We start from the raw sequence: 23,151 nt of genomic DNA, 5'->3' as shown, positions 1-23,151 counted from the left end.
GCCGCACCTGTCCGTGCTGCGGCCATGTATCGGCGGACAACCGGCAGACGCAAGAGCGGTTTGCGTGCGTCGAATGTGGCTTCGAGGAAAACGCTGATCTGGTCGGCGCGATCAATGTTTTAAGGGCGGGACACGCCCGGTTCGCCTGTGAAGTGAGCGATGCAGTAAGGTCGCCAGCAGCAGGAACCCGCCGAAGCGACCCACCCCGGCTCGATGCCGGGGTGGGCGCCGTAGGAATCCCCCGACTTTAGGCGGGGGAGGATGTCAATATCAGGTGAAGGAGCACCCCAGGGCCGTGGTGGAGATGGAGATCTACACCCTCAGCACCAGCAAGGAGTTCATTCGTGGCTAGATGGTTTCCCCTGTGGGCGTGTCTGTTCACCCTGCTGGCCCAGGCGCAGACCGAGGTGTTGCAGGATCCCACCGCTCCCTTGAGCGGTGTCTCCAGTGGCGCCAGTGCGACCGGTTCCCGCGAGGCCGGTCTGCCCAAGCTGCAGAGCATCATGCTGGGCAACGGCCCGGCACTGGCGGTGCTCAACGGCAACAGCTATCGGGTCGGTCAGCTGGTCGAGGGCTATCGCGTGGTGGCCATCAGTGCAGATGCCGTGGTGCTGGAGAAGGGGGGCAAGCGCCAGTCGCTGACCCTGTTTGCCAGCAAGATCCGCATCTGAACGCGCTCCGTCCGGGATGGGCGGAGCCAGGTTTGTCGAGTTTAATTGCAAGTCAGGGCGCACTAATTACATGAAAAAACATCATCTCTGCCTGATTTCCGTGGCCGTGCTGACGGCAGGCTGTACCAGCTACCGTCACCCAGAACCCGTGCAGGCCAAGGACGCGCTTCGGCATGCCATGACCGAGCAGAGCAAGGCCGGCGCATTGACCAGCGTACCCAAGTCGGTACAGAGCGAACTGCTGCAACTGAACCGCCCGCCCCAGGCCATCAGCATGCCGGAGCCCAGGCTGCGCATCGCCGCCCACGACGTGGATGCGGTGGAATTTTTCGGATCTCTGTTCAAGGGCTCCCGCTACAGCGTGGCGGTGCACCCCGGGGTGGCCGGCCAGATCTCGGTCGAGCTCAAGGACGTGACCCTGACCGAGGTGCTGGGGGTGGTAGGGGACATGTACGGCTTCGACGTGCAGCGCAAGGGCAACGTGTTTCACGTCTACCCGGCCGGGTTGCGTACCGAGACCATTCCGGTCAACTACCTGATGATGTCCCGGCGCGGCCTCTCCCGCACCTCGGTCAGCACCGGCGGGGTGACCTCTAACGACAGCAACAACAGCAATAACAACAACTTCGATAACGCCAACGGCAGCACCAACAGCAGCACCAGCAACCGTTCGTCCAACGGCAGCTCGGGCAGTGACAGCAACGGCACCCGCATCGAGACCGACACCAACAGCGACTATTGGACCGATCTGCGCGACACCCTGCAGACCCTGATTGGCAGCGGTGACGGCCGCGCCGTCATCACCAGCCCGCAGGCGGGCCTGGTCACCGTCCGGGCCTATCCGAAGGAGCTCAAGGCGGTGCGCGAGTTCCTCAACCAGTCCGAGAGCCACCTCAAACGCCAGGTGGTGCTGGAGGCGCGGATCCTCGAAGTCGCCCTCAACGAGGGTTACGAGCAGGGGGTGGACTGGAGCGGTCTCTCCGCCAGCTGGGATGGCAACAAGGGCATTACCGGCGGCGGCTCGCTGACGCCGAGTCCGATTGCCAACACCCCGAACCAGATCTTCAGCGCGTTGGGTGGTGGGGCCGGCTTCAAGATTTCCGACGGCAACTTCAACGTGGCGGTCAACCTGCTCAAGACCCAGGGGGACGTGAATACCCTCTCCAGCCCGCGGGTGACGGCGACCAACAACCAGAAGGCGGTGATCAAGGTGGGGACGGACGAGTATTTCGTCACCAACGCCTCCACCACGACCACCACCTCAGGGACATCGGCACCGATAGTCACGCCCAATGTTGAGCTGACCCCCTTCTTCTCCGGCATCGCGCTGGACGTGACGCCGCAGATCGATGAAGAGGGCAAGGTGCTGCTGCATATCCACCCCTCCGTCATCGACACCGAAGAGCAGAAGAAGACCATCGATGTCGGCACGGCGGATCCCTTGGTCCTGCCGCTGGCCAGGAGCTCGATCCGCGAATCCGATACCGTGGTGCAGGCCAACAACGGCGACATCATCGTCATCGGTGGCCTGATGAAGACCGACAAGCAGGAGATTGTCAGCAAGGTGCCGCTGCTGGGGGACATTCCCTGGGTCGGCGAGGCCTTCACCAACCGGCGCGAAAGCACCAAGAAGGTGGAGCTGGTGATCCTGCTCAAACCGACCGTGGTGGAGAAGGACACCTGGCAGAACGAACTGCAGCGCTCCTCCGAACTGCTCGACAAATGGTATCCCCCCAAGGGGTGACGGCATGAACGCGTATCAGGCTCTGTCCCCTGGTCTGGTGCTGGCGGGTGGTCTGTTGCAGGCCGCCCGGCCTTGGCGTGGGAGCTGACGACATGTACCTGAACCACTTCGGTTTGCAGGAGGCTCCCTTCGGCCTCACCCCCAACACCGGTTTCTATTACGGGTTGCCCCCGCACGAGGAGGCGCTGCAGGTGCTCAACTGGGCGCTGGCGCAGGGGGAGGGCTTCATCAAGGTGACCGGTGAGGTCGGCACCGGCAAGACCCTGCTCTGCCGCAAGCTGCTGAGCGAACTGGGCTCCGAGGAGCGGCCAGTGCGTCTGGCCTGGTTGCCCAACCCCCACCTCAACCCGGCCGAGCTGCGCATCGCCCTGGCGCTGGAGCTGGGACTGGCGGTGCGGGATCAGAGCGAGCTGGATCTGACCGATCGCATCCATCGCCACCTGATCGCCTTGCATCAGCAGGGGAGCCGGGTGGTGGTGCTGATCGACGAGGCGCAGGCGCTGCCGGACGAGACGCTGGAGGCGATCCGGCTGTTCGGCAACCTGGAGACCGAATCGAGCAAGCTGCTGCAGATAGTGCTGTTCGGCCAGCCCGAGCTGGATACCAGGCTGGCCAAGCCCCATCTGCGCCAGCTGCGCCAGCGGATCGGCTTCTCCTACTGCCTGCGGCCGCTGGGGTTCGACGAAACCCGGGCCTATCTGGAGCACAGATTGCACATCTCCGGTTATCGCGGGGCCCCGCTGTTTGGCGGCCGGGCCCTGCGCCAGCTGTGGCGCGCCTCACGCGGTATCCCGCGGCTCATCAACATACTGGCGCAAAAGTGCCTGATGCTGGCCTACGGCCAGGGGGCGCGCCGGATCAGGGCCGCTGGTGGCTCGGGCTCGGCGTGGCAGAGGATGGGCAGGGCCACAGCCAGCGGGCGCTGGACGCTTATCGCAATGCCCAGTTGCACGGCAACCTGGGCGAGGCCTCGACCAGCTGGCTTGAACAGCGGATTGCCCAGCTCGCCCCCTGACGGGCGGCCGGGATCACTTTTTTGGAGTTTGCATGGCACAACCCAGACTGAAAATGCGCCTCGGCGACCTGCTGGTACAGGAACAGATCATCTCGGATGATCAGCTGCAGCTTGCCCTGCAGCAGCAGCGTCAGACCGGCCGCAAGCTGGGCACCACCCTGATCGATCTCGGCTTCATCAGCGAGGTGCAGCTGCTGCAGTTCCTCGCCCGCCAGCTGGACGTGCCCTTCTTCGATCTCAACAACCTCACCATAGATGCATCGGCGGTGCCGCTGCTGCCGGAAGTGCAGGCGCGCCGCTACCGGGCGCTGGCGGTCAACCTCACCGACAACAGGGTGACGGTGGCCATGTCGGATCCGGCGGACCTGAGCGCCCTCGACGCCATCGCCGCCCTGCTCAGTCCCCGCGAGATGGTGCTGGCGGTAGCCCGGGAAGGGCAGCTGCTGGAGTATTTCGACCGCCTCTATCGCCGCACCCGCGAAATAGAGAGCTTCGCCGAGCAGCTGCACGAGGAGTATCAGGACGCCGGCTTCGAGCTCGGCTCCAGCAATCTGGGGGCCGGCGACGAGGGGGAGGCGACGGTGGCCAAGCTGCTGCGCTCCCTGTTCGAGGACGCGGTGCAGGTGGGGGCCTCCGATATTCACATCGAGCCGGACGAGAAGGTGCTGCGCATTCGCCAGCGCATCGACGGCATCCTGCACGAGAACATATTGAGCGAGGTGCGCATCGCCCAGGCGCTGGTGCTGCGCCTCAAGCTGGTGGCCGGCCTCGACATCTCCGAGAAGCGGTTGCCGCAGGATGGCCGCTTCAACATGAAGGTGCGTGGCCGCGACGTGGATGTGCGGATGTCGACCATGCCGGTGCAGTACGGCGAGTCCGTGGTGATGCGGCTGCTGGATCAATCCTCCGGCATCCTGTCGCTGACCGAGACCGGCATGCCGCCGGAGATCCTGACCCGCTTCCGGCGCCAGCTCAAGCGGCCCCACGGCATGATCCTGGTGACGGGCCCCACCGGCAGCGGCAAGACCACCACCCTCTACGGCGCCCTCTCCGAGCTCAACCAGGCCAGCCAGAAGATCATCACGGTGGAAGATCCGGTGGAATACCGGCTGCCCAGGGTCAATCAGGTGCAGGTCAATCCCAAGATCGGGCTCACCTTCTCCCACGTGCTGCGCTCCACCCTGCGTCAGGATCCGGACATCCTGCTGGTGGGGGAGATGCGGGACAACGAAACCGTGGAGATCGGCCTGCGCGGTGCCATCACCGGTCACCTGGTGCTGACCACGCTGCACACCAACGATGCCGTCACCAGCGCCCTGCGCCTCATCGACATGGGGGCGCCCGGCTATCTGGTGGCGAGCGCGCTGCGGGCCGTGGTGGCCCAGCGGCTGGTGCGGCGGGTGTGCGAGCACTGCGTGGAGGAGAAGGCGCCGGACGAGGGTCAGGCCACCTGGCTGACCGTGCTCTCTGGCGAAACGCCGGGGGAACACGTTTACCACAAGGGGCGCGGCTGCCAGAGCTGCAACTTCACCGGCTACGCCGGCCGGATCGGGGTGTACGAGCTGCTGGAGCTGGATCAGTCCATGATGGATGCCCTGCGCCGCAACGACGCCGAGGGCTTCGCCAGGGCGGCGCGGGAGCACGAGCACTACCGACCCCTGGCCCTGACGGCGCTCGACTATGCTCGCCAGGGGATCACCTCGGTGGACGAGGTGCTGAGACTGGCCGAGGATCTGGGGTAAGTGATGACCAACTTCATCGGCAGTGAACGGGGCTGGCTGGCGCGAGGCACACCATGAGCAGCTTTGCCTACAAGGGGCGCGACAGCCAGGGCAATGCCGTCAGCGGCGTGGTGGACGCGGCCAACGAGATGGCGGCGGCCGAGCAGCTGATGCGCCGTGGCGTGATGCCCACCGAGTTGAAACCCGGCAAGGCGAAGGCGGCCTCCCTCGACTGGTCCCTCTTGCTGGAGCGGGGCGTGCGGCTGGACGAGCTGGTGGTGTTCAGCCGCCAGATGTATGCCTTGACCCGGGCCGGCATCCCCATCCTGCGCGCCATCGCCGGACTGGAGGAGAGCGCCCACAGCAAGCCGCTCAAGCGGGCGCTGCACGCGCTGGGGGAGGATCTGGGCAACGGCCGGCCGCTGTCGAGTTCAATGCAGGCTCACCCCAGGGTGTTCAGCACCCTGTTTGTGGCCATCATCCACGTGGGGGAGAACACGGGTCAGCTGGAAGAGGCGTTCTTGCAGCTTGCCAACTATTTCGAGCTGGAGCTGGAAACCCGCAAGCGGATCAAGACCGCCATGCGCTACCCCAGCTTCGTGCTGATTGCCATCGGCATCGCCATGGTGATCCTCAACATCATGGTGATCCCGGTCTTTGCCGGCATGTTCGCCAAATTTGGCGTTGAGCTGCCGCTGGCGACCCGGATCCTGCTCGCCACTTCCCACTTCTTCGTGCACTACTGGTGGGTGATGCTCGGCATGCTGCTGGCCATGGTGTTCGGCTGGCGGCACTGGGTCAGAACGGTCAAGGGCAAGCTGACCTGGCACAGATGGCAGCTCAAGTTGCCGATCGTCGGCACCATTATCGAGCGCTCCCTGCTGGCCCGCTTCGCCCGCAGCTTCTCCATGATGCTCAAGGCCGGGGTGCCGCTCAACACGGCGCTGAGCCTGGTGGCCGACGCGGTGGACAACGCGCACATGGCGGGGCGGATCCGCGACATGCGGGCCGGCATCGAGCGGGGCGAGAGCTTGCTGCGTACCGCCGGGGCCAGCGGCCTGTTTACCCCGCTGGTGATGCAGATGATCGCGGTGGGGGAAGAAACCGGCCAGGTCGATGATCTGCTGCACGAGGCGGCCGAGTATTACGAACGGGAGGTGGATTATGACCTCAAGAGCCTCACCGCCCGGATCGAGCCGATCCTGATCGGGATCGTGGCGGTCATGGTGCTGATCCTGGCGCTAGGTATCTTTACGCCGATGTGGGACATGATGCGTGCGGTGCGTGGCAAGTAAGCCGATATCTTTACCGTCACTGCGGGGCATGGTGTGCGCCGTACGTGGCAAATAACCGGTCACTGAGGCGGGATATGATGCGGGCGGTGTGGATAAGCGGCAGAGCGTGGAGCGAGACGGGTGAGTCGACAGTCACAACAGGATGAGCACTGGCTGGGAGGCTATCGGCGGCTGGCCGCGGTGATCCTGTTGCTGATCATAGTGGCGACCCTGGCCCGGAGCTATCTTGTCCACCGGGAGGAAGCGCTGGCCGTTAGTCTGACCCTGCTGGGGGAGCAGTTTGCCGAGCGAGCCCAGCGCCTGCACGGGCTCTGGCTGGAGCAGCGACGTCCGGCCCTGTTGCATGTCGACGGGGTGGCCTGGCAGTTTGATGCGCGGGGCTGGCCGCTGGGTAGCGGTGACCCGCTGACGCCCTCCGGGCATTGCCGCTGGCTGTGGGATCGGCTCATTGGCGCAACGGCTTCGACCCAGCCGCCGGTGCAGGCCCTGGCGAGCCAGGATGGCACCGGATGTGAGTTCGGCTTGGAACCTAATTGGCTGTTTTATCACTTTTCTGACGGCAGAGTGCTGGAAAAGCCCTGAATGAGGCTTTTTTTGCGAGCCAGCTAAATGATTTTTTTGTATCTACATGAAATAATGTGGGTTATTACGGAGGGTTCATGACAACAACGCGACTGGTTCCAAGATATGCCGGTGTGGCGAGCCCCCATCGGGCAACGGGTTTCTCGTTGATCGAGCTGGTGATCGTCATCGTCATCCTGGGGATCCTGGCAGTGACGGCCTTGCCCCGTTTTCTCGATGTGACCGACGAGGCCAAGAAGGCCAGCGTGGAGGGGGTCTCCGGCGGGTTCGCTACTGGCGTATCGCTGGTGCGGGCCCAGTGGGAGGCCGAAGGGCGTGCCAAGCAGGACAGCCTCAATACCGTACTCTATGACGGCTCCCGCTTCTATCTGACCACGCCGACCGATACCCAGGTCAGCAATGGCGAGCTGTCGCCCGGCTACCCCATGGATACCGCGGCGGGCGGTGGCATCGACGTGGATCCGGCCAACCTGACGGCCCCGCGCTGTCTCAAGATTTGGGAGGGTCTGCTGCAGAATCCGCCCAAGGCTACCACCAGCTTCAGCGAGGTGCGTGGTAGTGGCAATGACCTGAAATACTATGTCAGTGTGACCAATAACGGCCTGGACTCGGTCTGCCGCTACTATCTGGTCAATAGTTTGAGTAAGGGTAGTGATGGCAAGTATCAGGATCCGCAAGGCAGCACTGATGCATTCATGAGTTTCAGTTACCGTCCGGCTTCCGGTCAGGTGACCACCAACATTAATTGACAGAGGAAAACAAGATGAAAAAACAGGCGGGTTTTACCCTGATCGAGCTGGTCATCGTGATCATCATTCTGGGTATCCTGGCAGTGACCGCTGCACCCAAGTTCCTGAATCTGCAGGATGATGCCAAGAAATCCGCCGCTCAGGGCGTACAGGCAGCAGTCAGCAGCTCAGCTCAGCTGGTTTACAGCAAGTCAGCACTGGTCGGTGTCGAGCGTGATGCCAACGGCGCTGTAAGCAGCAGCGATGGTACCAGCATTGATGTGGTTTATGGTTATCCGGCAGCGACCAGCACTGGCATCCAGCGCGCCGTTACCATCGATGGTTCCTGGGCTGGTGCTGCCTCTGGTGCAAACTTCGTATTTGCTACCAGCGGTTCCAAGTGTACAGTGACCTATGCTCCCGCTACCAGTACCGCTGGCGCCACCGCCACTCTGGGTGGATGCTGATTCAGCGTTAGTGTCAAGGAGGCGAGGCTTATGCCTCGCCTCCTTGTTTATGAACAGGGGGTGAGAATGCAACGAGGCTTTACCCTGATTGAACTGGTGATTGTGATCCTGTTGCTAGGGATTCTGGCCGCCTTTGCCGTGCCCAAATGGCTGGGCAAAGGCGGCGTTGAAACCCAAACCCTGCGTGATGAGCTGCTGACCCGGCTGCGGTTGGTGCAGACCATCAACATGCATGAACCCGCCGACCGCTGTACCCAGCTGGTGGTGGAGGCTTCCCGTTTTGCCCATATCACTCAGGCGGTTGCCGGTGCGGCATGCCCGGCTCCCGGCCCCATGACCGGCTGGAGCGACAATCAGCGCACCCGTGGCCGCCTGGTCACCCCTTCCGCCGGTATGACGGTCTCCCTCAATAACGCCAGCAGCTTCGTGATCCGTTTTGATCAGATGGGCCGACCGCTCGGCAGCTGTGCCACGGGCTGCACCCTGCGGGTCAGCGATGGCCAGGAGACGGGCGGCATCAAGATCGAGTCGGAGGGTTTCATTCATGAGAGCCCCTGATCGCGGTTTTACCCTGATTGAGCTCATCGTCGGCATAGTGCTGCTGGCGGTGGCCTTGACCGGGATCCTGGGTCTGCTCGTCAACCAGGCCCCCAGCGCGGTGGATCCGGTACAGCAGGTGCGGGCGGCTCAGCTGGCCCAGCGACTGGCCGGCGAGATCCAGCAAAAGTCGTTCGACGAGCAGTCGGATCACAACGGCGGCCGTTATCGCTGTGGGGAAGTGGTGGCCGGTGTCACCATTGCGGCCTGCTCGACCCGCTACGGTCCGGACGGCGAACCCACCCCCTATGCGTTTAACGACGTGGACGATTTCGATACCGCCGGCAGCTGGCAGGATGCCAGCTTCTACACCCAGAGCGGCGGCATCATCGCCAGCGACGAGTATCGCAACTATCAGGTCAGGATTGCGGTGAGCCCAGTCGACTTCAGCGATGGCACCTTCAAGAGCTGTGCGTCCCCCTGTTCGGTGGGCAAGCGCATCGACCTGCAGATCAAACTGCCGGATGAGAGCGTGCTCGACTTCTCCTTCTATCGGGGCAACTACTGATGCGGACGGCGGGCGGTTTTACCCTGATCGAGCTGGTGATGGTGATCCTGCTGCTGGGGATCATGGCCACCTTCGCCAGCCAGTTTATCGGCATCGGCAGCCAGATCTACGGGGATGCCAGCAGCCGCGAGCAGCTGATGAGCGATGCCCGCTTCGCCATGGAGCGGCTCAACCGCGAGGTACGCAATGCGTTGCCGGGCTCCGAGCGCATCGAGACCCTGGACGGCAGCTGGAGCGACAGCGGTCCCTGCCTGCGCTTCTGGCCCATCAGCACCTCCAGCCGTTACATCGCCCTCAACCGGAATGTGTCCGGCAGCACAACCACTCTGGAGCTGGTGATGGCCACCCCCGCCTCGGCCGTCGATCCCTTAAGCCCGGATGCCAGTGCAGTCATGGTGGGGGATCTGCTGGCCGTCTTCCCGCTGCCCGATGCCAACCAGCCTTCGCTCAGCAATGGTTGCGAGTACGGGCGCTGCGTCGCCAGGGTCACCGAAGTGCTGGCGCCGGTCTCGGGGGCACAGACCCTGCGCTACGCCGCGGCCGAGAGTCTGGCTGGCCTCTCCCCTGGCAGCCGGGTCTACTTTGCCCGCGAACAGGTACGCTATTGTGTGCAGGCGGGCTCCATGTACCGTGCCAGCATGGCGCTGAATGGTGCAAGCACGGCCATGCCGCTGGGGATCCTGATAGCCGACTCCCTGCGGGCGGGCTCTTTCTATCGGGAGGCCACGACCTTCAACAGCGAAGGGGAGTTCGGCGTGCGGCTGGTGTTCGAGCGCAAGGGGGAAGCGGTCACCTTCAACCACAAGCTGGGGGTGTTCAATGTTCCCTGAGCGGCGCCAGAGCAAGAAGATGGGGGGCAGTGCCCTGCTGATCGCCCTGTTCGTGATCGTGGTGATGGCCATGCTGGCGGCGGTCATGGAGCGTTTTCTGCTCGACAGCAGCGAGAAGAACACGGTGGAGGTGCGCAGCGTGCGCGCCCTGCTGGCGGCCCAGAGCGGGCTGGAGCTGGCGCTCTATCGACTGTTCCCCAACCGGACGGCGGCCCAGCCCCAGCCACCGGCACAGTGCGAACCCAGCAGGACGATCAGTTTCGCCGGCAACCCCGGGCTGGTGGACTGTCAGGCGGTGGTGCAGTGCCGCACCCTGGCGACCAGCTACAACAACGTGACGAGCACCGGCTATCGGCTCGAGAGTGTCGGCACCTGCGGTTTGCGCAATGACCTGACCAGTGCCAGTCCAGACTTCAGGGTGAGCCGCACCCTGATGGTCGAAGCGTATGACGGAGGCTGATGATGAAATGGTTGTGGGCGCTGGCCCTCTTCACTAGCCAGGTCAGGGCCTTCGATCCCATCGATACCGGCACCTTCTTTCCGGCCGTGGTGCAGGGTCATCATGACGACAACAACGATGTTTGCCACCAGATCAGCGGCTATCAGCTGAGCCAGCTCAACAACGCCAAGATCAACGGTACCGGCGGGTTGCCGCTCAACTTCTGCTCCATCCGGCCGGATCAGAACAATACTCCCCGTTGCGATAACGGAGCGGGTGGTTACAAGGTCTGCGCCGTCACCGGCAGCGATATCCGCGGCCTTGCGCTGACAGGCAACAACAAGTTCCCGACCATAGCTGCCAGCAACGACCTGACTTGCTCATCAGGCGCTCAAACTGCCTCCAACGCTGCCTATCGCACCATGACAGTGGACGGCTGCACCATGACCTTCCCAAGTCGCAGCTCGTATCAGATCAAGACCCTGACTCTGCTTAACAAGGCGACTCTGATACTGGGGGACGGTGACTATTTCATCGACAAGTTGAATATCGACAACGTGACCATTCGCCTCTCCGGTAGCGGCACAACCCGGATCTTTGTCAATCAGGACGTCACCCTGCTCAATACGGTCAGCGTCAACAGCAATGGCCAGGGGAGCCTTGTCTGGGTCAATTACGGCAACATGGTGCTCGATAACGCCACCACATTTTATGGCTATCTCTACACTGACGGCCGTTTGACCATGAACAACAATGCCACCGTCTATGGCAGGGTAACGGCCGGTTACCTGAGCATGGATGCCCAGTCCAGCATCAACGACTACTCGGTGCCGCCGCCGTTGACCTGCTTTACCGACGGTTTCGACAGCGGCCAGATCAACCCGGACAGCTGGGTGGTGGCCCAGCGCAACAACAGTACTCTGCCATCGGTGCAGAATGGCCGCCTGCGGCTCACCCAGAACGTCACCGATCAGGCCACCTCGGCGACCTTCCAGCGCCTCTTTCCTGGGGCCGGTAACCTGGTGACGATCGAATTCGATCAATACGCCTACAAGACCTCTGGCACGAGCGGGGCCGACGGCATGGCGGTGGTGCTCTCCGATTCGACCCTGACGCCGCAGCCGGGGGCCTTCGGCGGCCCGCTGGGCTATGGCTACAAGACCGGGATCAGCGGCTTTGCCGGCGGCTGGCTCGGGGTCGGGCTCGATGAGTACGGCAACTATGCCAACGAGGGGGGAAGTACCAACCTGGGGTCGCGGCCGCAGGCAGTCTCCATCCGCGGTTCCGGGTCTGGCACCTCAGGCTACAACTATCTCGCCGGTACCGGCAGCTACCTGAGCCCGACCGTCGACAGCGGCACCAACGGCAACCGTCCCCACCGTTATCGCATCACGGTCGACTCCCGGGTGGCTGGCAGTTCGCTGGCCACGGTGGAGCGGGATACCGGGGCTGGTTACAGCTCCCTGATCGGCCCCCTCAACATGGTGAGCCAGGCCGGTCAGGCGGCGGTGCCGGCCAATTTCCTGCTGTCGCTGACCGGCTCCACCGGCTCGGTGACCAACTACCACGAGATAGACAACGTGCGGATCTGTGCACTGCGATCCAGTACGGTGGGCACCCAGATCGATCATTTCGAGTTTGACCACAGTGGCAATGCGCTGACCTGCAACCCGGAAACTCTCACCATCCGGGCCTGTGCCAACCCGGATTGCAGCGTGCTGATCACCGACCCGGTCAGCGCGACCCTGCTCCCCACCGCGACGACCAGCGGCGGCTGGGTCGGGGGCAACGTAGTCAACTTCAGCGGCGGCAGCACAACATTGCAGCTCAGAAACACGACGGCAGGCGCGGTCACCGTGGGGGTCAGCGGTTCGACGCCCTCGACCAAGCCGCTCAGCACCACCCTCTGCCGCTCGGGTGGCGGGGCGCTGAGCAGCGCCGCCTGCACCCTCACCTTTGCCGACAGCGGCTTCATCTTCGATGTGCCCGACACCTATTCGAACCAGCCGCAGACGGTGGCCATCAAGGCGGTCAAGAAGAGCGACGTGACCAAGCAGTGCGTGCCCGGGTTTGCCAACCAGAGCAAGAGCATCAAGTTCTGGAGCAGCTATGTCTCGCCCGCCAGCAACACCTACAACAGCAGAATGAGCGTCAACAATAGCGTGATCGGCACCAGCCAGGGCAATGCCACTGCGTTCTCTCTAAGCTTCGATGCCCAGGGGCAGTCGAGCATGACGGTCACCTATCCGGATGCCGGCAAGGTTCAGCTGGATGCCCGCTACGACGGCACCGGCAGTGAAGCTGGCCTGGTGATGCTGGGCTCGGATGCGTTTGTGGCGCGGCCGGTGGGGCTCTGCATCACGACCGCAGCAGCATGTACGGGCAGCTATGCCAGCTGTCCGATCTTCAAGAAGGCGGGAGAGTCATTTCAGGTCGACATCAAGGCGGTGGCCTGGGAGTCAGTCAACGACGGCGACATCTGCACCGGCAATCTCGCGACCCCCAATTTCTCGCTCAGCGGCATCGCCCTGAGCAATACCCTGGTGGCGCCGACGCCGGGCAGTACCGCCAGCCTGGGTAAAACCAGCTATGACCATGGTGCCGCCGCCAACGGGACGACCAGCATAGAGCAGAGCGTCAGCGAGGTGGGGGTGTTCAGGTTGACGGCGACCCCGCCGACCAACGGCTACTTCAATACCACAGTCCCGCCGAGCCAGAGCCAGCCGGTGGGCCGCTTCATCCCGGCCGACTTCGAGCTGGTCAGCGGCGACATAGTGCCGGCCTGCAATGTCTTCTCTTATATGGGGCAGCCCTTCGGGGTTGCGCTGGATGTGCGCGCCCGCAACCTGGCCGGTGCCCAGACGGCGAATTACAAGGGGGATTTCGCCAAGGGCAGTGCGTTTATCACCGTGGCCAACGACAAGGATGGCAAGACCTTGTCGAGCCGCCTGCGCAGCCTGCAGCCGCTGCCATGGCTCGATGGACGAGCCGCCTTTACGGGCAGCAGCGAGTTTGTTCGCGTGTCTGACGTCCAGCCGGATGGCCCCTACAAGTCGCTGCTGTTTGGCCTCTACATGCGGGATAACGATGGCGACAGAAGCCTGATCGCCATGCCCAATTTCAACGACGGTGTGGTGGGTGACTGCAGTGGTGGCAGTTGCAACGCCCGCCTGATCGACACAGTGCCGATGCAGGTCTATTTCGGCCGGCTGCTGGCGAAGACCGAGACAGGGGTGGCATCGGCCGCCTTGGCCGTGGCGCAGCAGATGCAGTATTACGAGGCCGGTGGCTGGCAGCAAAACAGGCTGGATCAATGCACCCTGCTGTCGCTTGCCAATCAGGGCTTCAGCTTCTCGGGCGCAGGCCAGAGCCTCGATACTGCCAGCAGCGAGCTCAACATAGGGGGCAATCGCAAGATAAAGCTGGGGCTGGGCAGCTCGCCACCTGGCGGCATGGCGGCGGTGGCCAAAGATGGCGAAATCCTGCTGCAGTTTGGCAAACCCGAGATGGCGGTGCGCATTCCCTACCGGGTGGAGCTAGCGAAACAGCCGACACAGCCACTCTGGCTGTTGGATCCCCAGACCCTGCAGGGGGAGGCCATTTTCGGCTCAAGTCGCGGTAATGACAGAATTATTTATCGGCGCGAAGTGATGCATTGAGCGGGGCTGCGGGGGCGCTGGCTGGCCGCCGACCCCCTATCCCCTTGTTTATTAGCGTTTGCCGGCTTGTGCGGGTGAGTGATGACTCGCATTTTTGTCGCGCCCGATGGGCTGGCGACAGTTTGAGCGCTTGCCGATTGGGGTGGGCATTGGTAAAGTTAGCCGGTTTTCTGCACCTCCAAATTCTTAGGATTTCCCGTAGCCATGTTCAAAAAGCTCAGAGGCGTCTTTTCCAACGATCTGTCGATCGACTTGGGAACTGCCAACACCCTGATCTATGTAAAAGATCAAGGGATCGTCCTTAACGAACCCTCAGTTGTCGCCATTCGCCAAGAGCGCGGGAACGCCAAATCGGTCGCTGCTGTCGGTCATGCCGCCAAGCAGATGCTGGGTCGTACCCCGGGTAACATCTCCGCCATTCGCCCGATGAAAGACGGCGTGATCGCCGACTTCTACGTGACCGAGAAGATGCTGCAGCACTTCATCAAGCAGGTTCACGACAACAACTATTTCCGCCCCAGCCCGCGTGTGCTGGTGTGCGTACCGTGCGGCTCCACCCAGGTGGAACGTCGCGCCATCAAGGAATCCGCTCTGGGTGCCGGCGCCCGCGAGGTTTACCTGATCGATGAACCCATGGCTGCCGCCATCGGTGCCGGCCTGCCGGTCTCCGAAGCGACCGGCTCCATGGTGGTGGACATCGGTGGTGGTACCACCGAAGTGGCCATCATCTCCCTGAACGGTGTGGTTTACTCCCAGTCCGTCCGCATCGGCGGCGACAAGTTCGACGAAGCCATCATCAGCTACGTGCGCCGCAACTACGGCAGCCTGATCGGGGAAGCCACCGCCGAGCGCATCAAGCACGAGATCGGCTCCGCCTATCCGGGAGAAGAGGTGCGCGAGATCGAAGTCCGTGGTCGCAACCTGGCCGAAGGTGTGCCGCGCAGCTTCACCCTGAATTCCAACGAGATCCTGGAAGCGCTGCAAGAGCCGCTGTCCGGCATCGTCTCCGCCGTGATGGTGGCGCTGGAGCAGTCTCCGCCCGAGCTGGCTTCCGACATCTCCGAGCGCGGCATGGTGCTGACCGGTGGTGGTGCCCTGCTGAAAGATATCGACCGTCTGCTGATGGAAGAGACCGGCATCCCTGTGGTGGTGGCCGAAGATCCGCTGACTTGCGTGGCCCGTGGCGGCGGCAAGGCGCTGGAGCTGATCGATATGCACGGTGGCGATCTGTTCCACTACGAATAAGACCCAAAGCCGGCCAGCGTGCCGGCTCTTTTTTGACGACCCATGAAACCCATTTTTGGTAGAGGCCCTTCGCTTCAGTTACGGTTGTTTCTCGCCGTCATCATCTCCATTGCTGCCATCGTAGCGGACTCTCGCTTCGGTGTGTTCAGCCACGTCCGCGTCTACCTCAGCTCACTCGTCAGCCCGCTGCAATACATGGCCAATGCGCCAGGCACCCTGCTTGATACCATGTCGACCCAGGTGCAGACCCGGGCCGGCCTCATCGAGCAGACCAAGCAGCAGGAACAACAGCTGTTCACCCTGCGCTCGCGCCTGCTCAAGATGGATCATCTGGAGCACGAGAACCAGCGTCTGCGCGAACTGCTCGGTTCGCCGGTGCACAAGGAGTCCCGCAAGATGGTGGCCGAGCTGCTGTCGGTGGATTCCGACCCCTTCAGCCATCAGGTGCTGATCAACAAGGGGGCGCTGGACGGTGTCTACAACGGCCAGCCGGTGATCAACGATCAGGGGGTGATAGGTCAGGTGCTGCACGTGGGTTCCACCACCAGCCGCGTCCTGCTGATCACCGACTCCAGCCACGGCATCCCGGTGCGGGTGCTGCGCAACGACTTGCGCGCCATTGCCTCCGGCAGCGGCGAGCTCGACAAGCTGGAGCTGCGCAACCTGCCGCGCAACACCGACGTGCAGGTCGGCGATCTGCTGGTCACCTCGGGCCTCGGCGGCCGCTTCCTGGAAGGGTATCCGGTGGCGACCGTGACCCGTTCCGACTACGTGGAGGGCAAGCCCTTCGCCCAGGTCGAGGCCAAGCCGCTGGTGGCGCTGGACCGCCTGCGCTATCTGCTGCTGCTGTGGACCGACAAGAAACCGGAAGTGCATGACGATGAAGAGGCCCCGGCTACCGCGCCGGCGCCTTCTGCTGCGGGAGCGACGCGCTGATGTTACAACCCGCCAGCGGCAGGATCTGGATCTGGATCTCGATCCTGCTGGCCTTGAGCCTGTCGATCCTGCCGCTTCCTTTCCAGCTCGAACCCTTCCGGCCTGACTGGCTCGCCATGGTGCTCATCTACTGGGCGCTGGCGTTGCCGCACCGGACCAACGTCGGCACCGCCTGGGTGGCGGGCCTGCTGCTGGACGTGCTGCTTGGCAGCACCCTCGGCGTGCGGGCCATGGCGATGGCCATCACCACCTATCTGGCGGCGTTCCAGTTCCAGAAGATCCGCAACTTCTCCCTCTGGCAACAGGCGCTGATCATCGGCGGCCTCTCGCTGGTGGGCAAGGTGACCATCTTCTGGGCCGAGCACCTGTTCAGCCGGGCCAGCCTCAATTTTGCCTACTTCTGGTCGACCCTGAGCACCATGCTGATATGGCCCTGGGTTTTTCTGGTCTTGCGCAAGGTGCGCCAACGCTTCAATATCAAGTGAATGTGAGTAAAAACAACTAATTGTAACCGTACCTCATCTCATCAAACGATTATGAACAAGCACAACGAACTGCAACTCTATCTCGCCTCGGGCTCGCCCCGCCGCCACGAACTGCTGACCCAGCTGGGTTACCGTTTCGAAGTCCTCAAGCTGGATGTGCCGGAGCAGCGGGAAGAGGGCGAAAAGCCCCAGGATTACGTGTGCCGGCTGGCACGCGACAAGGCGATGGCCGGCGTGGCCGCCGCGCCCACGGCGCTGCCGGTGCTGGGGGCCGACACCATAGTGGTGCTGGGTGACCGGGTGCTGGAGAAGCCGTCCGATCTGCTCGATGCCAAAGACATGCTGGAGGCGCTCTCCGGCAAGGTGCATCAGGTGATGACGGCGGTGGCGCTGGCCACTCCGGAGCGCTGCGACGTACGGCTGGTCACCACCAACGTGGCCTTTCGCAAGCTGGACGAGGCCGAGATCGAGGCTTACTGGCGTACCGGCGAGCCGTGCGACAAGGCCGGCGCCTATGCGATCCAGGGCATCGCCGGCAAGTTCGTCAGCCGCATCGAGGGGAGCTACAGCGCCGTGGTCGGCCTGCCCCTGCTGGAAACGGATCTGCTGATCAAGCATCATCTGGATCAGGTCCGCTAATCCCGTCGCCGCCGTGGTCAGCGCCGCCCGCCTCGCTGGCCGGCATGGCATTCGAATAGGGCGGCCAGAATTTGAAGCCATCACAGGCAAGGCATAGGTCGGTGACAACCGCCGGCTGTTTCTTACTGCGTTACTCACCGGTTGCGCGCCGGTTTGGCTGCCAGAATTTAAAACTAGAAAGGCAAGGTAACTTATGTCGGTAGAACTGCTGGTAAACGTCACCCCCTCCGAAACCCGGGTCGCCCTGGTCGAAAACGGTCTGCTGCAGGAAGTGCACGTGGAGCGTCAGGCCAAGCGCGGCATCGTGGGCAACATCTACAAAGGCAAGATCAGCCGGGTGCTGCCCGGCATGCAGGCGGCTTTCGTCGATATCGGCATGGACAAGGCGGCCTTCCTGCACGCCTCCGACATCGTCCCCCACACCGAGTGCGTGGCGGTGAAGGAGAAGGAGCAGTTCCAGGCCGGCAACATCGCCGAGCTGGTGCGCCAGGGGCAGGACATCATGGTGCAGGTGGTGAAAGATCCGCTGGGCACCAAGGGCGCCCGTCTCACCACCGACATCACCCTCCCTTCCCGCTATCTGGTGTTCATGCCGGGCAGTGCCCACGTCGGCGTTTCCCAGCGCATCGAGTCCGAGGCTGAGCGCGAGCGCCTCAAACGTACCGTGGCCGGCTATGTGGACGAGCTGGGTGGCTACATCATCCGCACCGCCGCCGAAGGGGTGGGTGAGCAGGAGCTGGAGCAGGATGCCGCCTTCTTGAAGCGCCTGTGGCGCAAGATCCTGGAGCGCAAGCAGAAGTACCCGCCCTGCAAGATCCTTTACGAGGATCCCAGCCTCGCATTCCGTGTGGTGCGCGACTTCGTCGGCGCCGAGCTCGACAAGATCCGGGTCGACTCGCGCCAGAGCTTTGATCAGCTCAAGCGCTTCACCGAGGAGTACGTGCCTGAGCTGGCCGGCAAGCTGGAGTACTACTCCGGCGAATCCCCCATCTTCGATCTCTACGACGTGGAGAACGAGATCCAGCGCGCGCTGGAGCGCAAGGTGGAGCTCAAATCCGGCGGCTACCTCATCATCGACCAGACCGAAGCCATGACCACGGTGGACATCAACACCGGGGCTTTCGTCGGCCATCGCAATCTGGAAGAGACCATCTTCAATACCAACGTCGAGGCGACGGCGGCCATCGCCCGCCACCTGCGCCTGCGCAACCTCGGCGGCATCATCATCATCGACTTCATCGACATGCAGTCCGAGGATCTCCGCCGCCGGGTGCTGCACAGCCTGGAGCAGGCGCTGTCCAAGGATCGCGCCAAGACCAACGTCAACGGCTTCTCCCAGCTCGGTTTGGTGGAGATGACCCGCAAACGTACCCGCGAGAGCCTGGAGCACGTGCTCTGCTCCGAATGCCCCGAGTGCAAGGGGCGCGGTCGGGTCAAGACGGTGGAGTCGGTCTGCTTCGAGATCCTGCGGGAGATCATCCGGGTCAACCGGGCCTACGACGCGGATCAGTTCACCGTCTACGCCGCCCCAGCGGTGGCCGACTACTTGCGGGGCGAGGAGTCCCACAGTCTGGCGGAGCTGGAAGTGTTTATCGGCAAGCAGGTCAGGGTGGTGAGCGAGCCGCTCTGCGGGCAGGAGCAGTTCGACGTGGTGATGATGTAATTGGTCTATCGCTGGCTGAGTCGGGGCTGGTTGGCCCTCGGGGTCTTCTTCGTGCTGCTGGCCATCCTGGTCAGTCTGGTGCGCGTTGGCGGTCCCTTGCTCAATCAGCACAGACAGGCGCTGCTCGATACCCTGCTGGCCGACAGCAAGCTGGAGGCCAGCGTCGATCGCATCGGGCTGGACTGGACCCAGCGCGGCCCGGCCCTCGAGCTGCAGCAACTGGTGATCGCGCCGAACTCGGGTCGCTTCGCCCTGCGCCTTGGCAAGGTGTGGGCCCACCTCGACTTCTGGCGCTCCCTCAACGAGCTCAAGCCGGTATTCGGTCAGCTGATCCTGAGCGATGGCGACATCGCGCTGGATTTGAGTCAGCCTGCGGAGCCGGAAACCGGCGACGGCAGCGATCAGCAGCAGGCCCTGCTGCGTTTTCTGCTGACCCAGCTCTCCACCTTCGATATCCATGACACCCGCCTCAGCCTCACCACGGCGCTGGGGGAGGTGCGCGCCCTCGACATCGCCCAGCTGCGCTGGCAGAACCGCGGCAAACGCCATCAGGGGGTCGGCAAGGCCTATCTCATCAACGGGGTGGGCGAGAGCACTCTCGATCTCATCGTCGACGTGGATGCCCCCCAGGTACGGCTCGATCGGCTCAAGGGCCAGCTCTATCTGGGGGCCCGCCAGCTCGATATCAGCCCCATGCTGGCGCGCACCCATGCCGGGGAGCCCAAGGTGAGCGGCCAGCTCGACTTCCAGCTCTGGAGCGAGTTCAAGGCCGGTCAGCTGGGGGACTCGCTGCTGGCGTTTGGCGACAACTACCTGATCTGGCAGGATGAAAAAAAACAGGGTGACCTGCACCGGCTCGGGCTGCAGGGGGGCAAGATCCAGCTGCGCCGGGACGGCAAGGAGTGGCAGTTTGCCAGCCACGACGTCACCTTCAAGCTCGACGGCAAGCCCTGGCTGCATAGCCGGTTGCAGCTCGAGCGAGTCGGCGATCGCATCCAGGGTTATGTGCCGGCCATCGATCTGGACCAGATCGCCAACCTGAGCCAGCTGGTATCGGGGATTTATCCTGAACTGACCGAGACCCTCAAACGCACCCGCCCGACCGGCAAGATAGAGGATCTGATCCTGCAGGCGGATGCCGGCTGGCAGGGGCTCTCCGTCAGCGGCCAGCTCTCCCACATCCGGGTCAACGCCTGGCGCGACGTGCCCGGCGTGCGCGACCTCAACGGCGAGTTCTGGCTCACCCCGACCGGCGGCAGCGCCCGGCTGCAACTGGCAAACGATGCCATTGACCCGGCCCGCCACTTCAAGGAGCCGATCCCCGTCGATCGCTTCTCGGCGCGGCTCGACTGGTGGCAGGTGCCGCAGGGCTGGGTGCTCTATGGCCAGGATCTGGTACTGGACAACCCGGACTTGAGCCTGGCCAGCCGCTTTCGACTCGATCTGTTCGAGCACCCCTTCCTCGCCCTGACCGGTCGCATCGACGTCAAGAATGCGGCCAACGCCGACCGTTACTATCCGCTGCAGGTGATGGACAAGAGCTTGGTGGATTACCTGAGCGGGGCCATCAAGGGGGGCAAGGCCAAGGGCGCTGACCTGCTCTGGTACGGCGAGTTCCGCGACTTCCCCTACCGCAAGGGTGAGGGCATCTTCCAGGTGGCGGTGCCGCTGCAGCAGGCCTCCTACGAATTCTTCCCCGGTTGGCAACCGCTTACCGACCTGCAGATCGATCTGTTGTTCCAGAACGCCAGCCTCGACATGAACAGCCGCGCCACCCGGCTCGGCAAGGCCAGCTCCGACTCGGTGCATGCCTGGATCCCGGATCTCTACCCGGGGGCCCACCTCTACGTGGACGCCAAGGTTGAGGGCGAGGGCAAGGCCATCAGCGACTATCTGCAGGACTCGCCGCTCGGCGGCTCGGTCGGTCAGGCGCTGCGGGAGGTGGAGATCCGCGGCCCCATGAAGGGCTCGGTGAAGCTGGATATTCCGCTGGATGGCGAGAGCGAGGTCAAGGCGAGCGGCGACGCCCTGTTTAGCAACAACAAGGTGCGGGTCACCAGCCTGGATCTGCCGCTGGAGCAGGTGCAGGGGCGGCTCGAGTATGACAACGAACAGACCCGCTTCAGCAACCTCAAGGCGAGCCTGTGGAACCAGCCGCTCACCCTCGACTATCAGGGCCGCCAGCAGCCCAACCGCTATCAGGTCGATCTCAAGTTCAAGGGGCAGTGGGACAGCCGCCGCCAGCGTCAGGACATCCCGGCGCTGGACATCCTCAAGGGACGCGGCAACTGGGCCGGCAGCCTGGGGCTGACCCTGCCAAACGATCAGCCGTTCAGCTTCCAGCTGGCGCTGGACTCCAACCTGCAGGGCATGGCGCTGGATCTGCCCGCGCCGCTCGCCAAGGCGGCCGACAGCCGGCTGCCGCTCAAGGTGACCGCCCGTGGCCGCGACGGCAGTGCCGACATCCGCGCCGTGCTGGGGGCCGACGTGGACATGCAGAGCCGGCTGGTGTACGGCGACGGCGTGCCCTACCTCAGCCGGGTGCGGGTGGACGTGGGTCAGCCCGGCGCCCGGGTGCTGCGCGATCGGCCCATGCTGCTCGCCATCAACCAGCAGCAAGCCGATGTCGGTGGCTGGCTGGCCCGTCTCAAGCAGTGGCTGCCGGCCAGTACGGCGCCGAGTGGCAATGCGGTGGTCGGTCCCGCCTTCCTGCCGCAGGAGTGGTGGGTGGATGGCCGCCTGGCTCGCGCCGACATCGGCAGTGCCAACCTCAAGGCGGTGCACTTCACCGTGGGGCCGGTCAATCAGGCCACCGAGGTGATGATCGACAGTCCTGACGTGATGGGGGTGGTGCGCCTGCCGGTGTCCGAGCGGCAGCCCATCGATGCCAAATTTGCCCGCATCTACTGGTCCGGCAAGAGTTCGGATCTGAGTCCGGATCCCGATGCCAGACAGGACAAGGCCATCATGGATGCCATCCCCTGGCTCACCTTCAGCTGCGTGGACTGCCGCTTCGGCGAGTTGCCGCTGGGCGAGGTGAAGGGTGAGCTGATCCCGGGAGCCGACAAGCTGAGCCTCAAGGGGCTGGAGATGCGGCTGGCGGGCAGCCAGCTGAACGGCAGCGCCGAGTGGCTGGCCGGGGCGGACGGCATGCAGACCCGTGCCCGCGCCCACATCAGCAGCAACAACAGCGAGCTGCTGCTCAAGCGGCTCGGCTACACCTCGCCCATCGGCGATGCGCCCGGCAAGATGGCGCTGGACTTGAGCTGGCGCGACGTGCCCTACCGGCCCAACGTGCCGACCCTGAGCGGCACCGCCGACTACCAGCTGGAAGGGGGCACCCTGCGCGAGGTCAACGACAAGGGGGCGCGACTGCTCTCCCTGCTCAGCCTCGACTCATTGCTGCGCAAGCTGCGGCTCGATTTTCGCGATGTGTTCGACAAGGGCTTCTACTTCGAGTCCATGTCGGCCTCCGCCAGGATCAAGCAGGGGGTGGTGGACAACCGCGACTTCTACATGAAGGGGGCGGCCGGCAACCTGCGTGGCGAGGGCATTGCCGATCTGGTGCGCTGGCGGCTCGACTATGAGCTGAGCTTCTCCCCCAACCTGGGCGGCACCCTGCCGGTGGTGGCAGTCTTCTCGCTGACCCCGATCACCGGGCTCTACGTGCTGGCGCTCTCCAAGCTGCTGGAGCCGGTGGTAGACGTGGTCACCCGCATCGATTTCCGGGTCTCAGGCCCGCTCGACGATCCCAAGCTGATCGAGGCGGGACGGGATCGGGCCCGCATCAAGCTCAACCAGCAGCAGAAGGAGGCGGTCGATGCGGTGGCCCCCAACCTGCCGGCGCAGGAGGTGGCCCCCTTCCTGCTCAGCCCCAAGCACGCCGGTCCCGCCCAGCGCTGAACGAGCGGCCCGGCACCATCACAA

At 63.7% G+C, this 23,151-nt stretch carries 19 protein-coding genes and 2 pseudogenes; all 21 read left to right on the top strand.

Annotated elements, in window-relative coordinates; all coding sequences use genetic code 11:
- Positions 1-251: zinc ribbon domain-containing protein (locus tag CAK78_RS23320; RefSeq protein WP_141214106.1), on the top strand; the 251-nt coding region annotated here is incomplete at its 5' end.
- Positions 252-268: 17 nt separating this feature from the next.
- A pseudogene (locus tag CAK78_RS22580) lies at positions 269-352 on the top strand (MSHA biogenesis protein MshJ); the annotation flags it as partial.
- A complete protein-coding gene (locus tag CAK78_RS02260; RefSeq protein ID WP_094696222.1) occupies positions 345-671 on the top strand; it encodes a SctD/MshK family protein in 327 nt (108 codons plus the stop codon). The pseudogene CAK78_RS22580 and the gene CAK78_RS02260, both read left to right, overlap by 8 nt.
- 70 nt (positions 672-741) lie before the next feature.
- On the top strand, positions 742-2,415 hold the full coding sequence (gene mshL / locus CAK78_RS02255; protein WP_094696221.1) for a pilus (MSHA type) biogenesis protein MshL: 1,674 nt from the start codon (positions 742-744) through the stop codon (positions 2,413-2,415).
- 92 nt (positions 2,416-2,507) lie between these two features.
- A pseudogene (mshM, locus tag CAK78_RS02250) lies at positions 2,508-3,275 on the top strand (MSHA fimbrial biogenesis protein MshM); the annotation flags it as partial.
- A gap of 187 nt (positions 3,276-3,462) precedes the next feature.
- Complete coding sequence (gene mshE, locus CAK78_RS02240; protein WP_094696220.1) at positions 3,463-5,172, top strand: MSHA fimbrial ATPase MshE; 1,710 nt, start codon at positions 3,463-3,465, stop codon at positions 5,170-5,172.
- 53 nt (positions 5,173-5,225) lie between these two features.
- A complete protein-coding gene (gene mshG, locus CAK78_RS02235; RefSeq protein WP_094696219.1) occupies positions 5,226-6,446 on the top strand; it encodes an MSHA fimbrial biogenesis protein MshG in 1,221 nt (406 codons plus the stop codon).
- A gap of 120 nt (positions 6,447-6,566) precedes the next feature.
- Positions 6,567-7,028 carry a hypothetical protein gene (locus tag CAK78_RS02230; RefSeq protein ID WP_094696218.1) on the top strand — a complete coding sequence of 154 codons (462 nt, stop codon included), beginning with the start codon at positions 6,567-6,569 and terminating at the stop codon, positions 7,026-7,028.
- Between the two features lie 77 nt (positions 7,029-7,105).
- On the top strand, positions 7,106-7,777 hold the full coding sequence (gene mshB, locus CAK78_RS02225; protein WP_094696217.1) for an MSHA fimbrial major subunit MshB: 672 nt from the start codon (positions 7,106-7,108) through the stop codon (positions 7,775-7,777).
- Positions 7,778-7,791: 14 nt separating this feature from the next.
- On the top strand, positions 7,792-8,223 hold the full coding sequence (locus tag CAK78_RS23290) for a prepilin-type N-terminal cleavage/methylation domain-containing protein (protein WP_094696216.1): 432 nt from the start codon (positions 7,792-7,794) through the stop codon (positions 8,221-8,223).
- A gap of 66 nt (positions 8,224-8,289) precedes the next feature.
- Positions 8,290-8,781, top strand: coding sequence for a type II secretion system protein (locus tag CAK78_RS02215; protein ID WP_094696215.1), 492 nt, complete (start codon positions 8,290-8,292; stop codon positions 8,779-8,781).
- Positions 8,768-9,328: a type IV pilus modification PilV family protein gene (locus CAK78_RS02210; RefSeq protein ID WP_025202353.1), complete on the top strand. Its 561-nt coding sequence runs from the start codon at positions 8,768-8,770 to the stop codon at positions 9,326-9,328. The genes CAK78_RS02215 and CAK78_RS02210 overlap by 14 nt, the downstream gene beginning before the upstream one ends.
- Positions 9,328-10,158 (top strand): PilW family protein, encoded by an 831-nt coding sequence (locus CAK78_RS02205; protein WP_094696214.1) that lies wholly within the window; start codon positions 9,328-9,330, stop codon positions 10,156-10,158. The genes CAK78_RS02210 and CAK78_RS02205 overlap by 1 nt, the downstream gene beginning before the upstream one ends.
- Positions 10,148-10,618, top strand: a complete 471-nt coding sequence (locus CAK78_RS02200) for an MSHA biogenesis protein MshP (RefSeq protein ID WP_094696213.1) — start codon at positions 10,148-10,150, stop codon at positions 10,616-10,618. The genes CAK78_RS02205 and CAK78_RS02200 overlap by 11 nt, the downstream gene beginning before the upstream one ends.
- Complete coding sequence (locus CAK78_RS02195; RefSeq protein WP_094696212.1) at positions 10,618-14,256, top strand: DUF6701 domain-containing protein; 3,639 nt, start codon at positions 10,618-10,620, stop codon at positions 14,254-14,256. Before CAK78_RS02200 ends, CAK78_RS02195 begins: the two co-directional genes overlap by 1 nt.
- A gap of 204 nt (positions 14,257-14,460) precedes the next feature.
- Positions 14,461-15,501, top strand: a complete 1,041-nt coding sequence (locus CAK78_RS02190) for a rod shape-determining protein (RefSeq protein ID WP_005308111.1) — start codon at positions 14,461-14,463, stop codon at positions 15,499-15,501.
- Positions 15,502-15,543: 42 nt separating this feature from the next.
- Positions 15,544-16,437, top strand: coding sequence for a rod shape-determining protein MreC (gene mreC / locus CAK78_RS02185; protein ID WP_094696211.1), 894 nt, complete (start codon positions 15,544-15,546; stop codon positions 16,435-16,437).
- The gene (gene mreD, locus CAK78_RS02180; protein WP_094696210.1) at positions 16,437-16,922 is read left to right on the top strand and encodes a rod shape-determining protein MreD; all 486 of its coding nucleotides are present in this window, start codon (positions 16,437-16,439) and stop codon (positions 16,920-16,922) included. The genes mreC and mreD overlap by 1 nt, the downstream gene beginning before the upstream one ends.
- A 51-nt stretch (positions 16,923-16,973) precedes the next feature.
- Complete coding sequence (locus tag CAK78_RS02175) at positions 16,974-17,561, top strand: Maf family protein (RefSeq protein ID WP_094696209.1); 588 nt, start codon at positions 16,974-16,976, stop codon at positions 17,559-17,561.
- A 193-nt stretch (positions 17,562-17,754) separates the two neighbouring features.
- Positions 17,755-19,224: a ribonuclease G gene (gene rng, locus CAK78_RS02170; RefSeq protein ID WP_094696208.1), complete on the top strand. Its 1,470-nt coding sequence runs from the start codon at positions 17,755-17,757 to the stop codon at positions 19,222-19,224.
- Positions 19,225-23,127, top strand: a complete 3,903-nt coding sequence (locus tag CAK78_RS02165; RefSeq protein ID WP_176452638.1) for a YhdP family protein — start codon at positions 19,225-19,227, stop codon at positions 23,125-23,127.
- The last annotated feature ends 24 nt before the right edge of the window (positions 23,128-23,151 follow it).

The organism is Aeromonas sp. A35_P, assembly GCF_002259925.1.
GTDB lineage: Bacteria > Pseudomonadota > Gammaproteobacteria > Enterobacterales > Aeromonadaceae > Aeromonas > Aeromonas dhakensis.
Note: the sequence above shows the minus strand (reverse complement) of the source record. Positions and strands in the feature narration are given on the sequence as shown.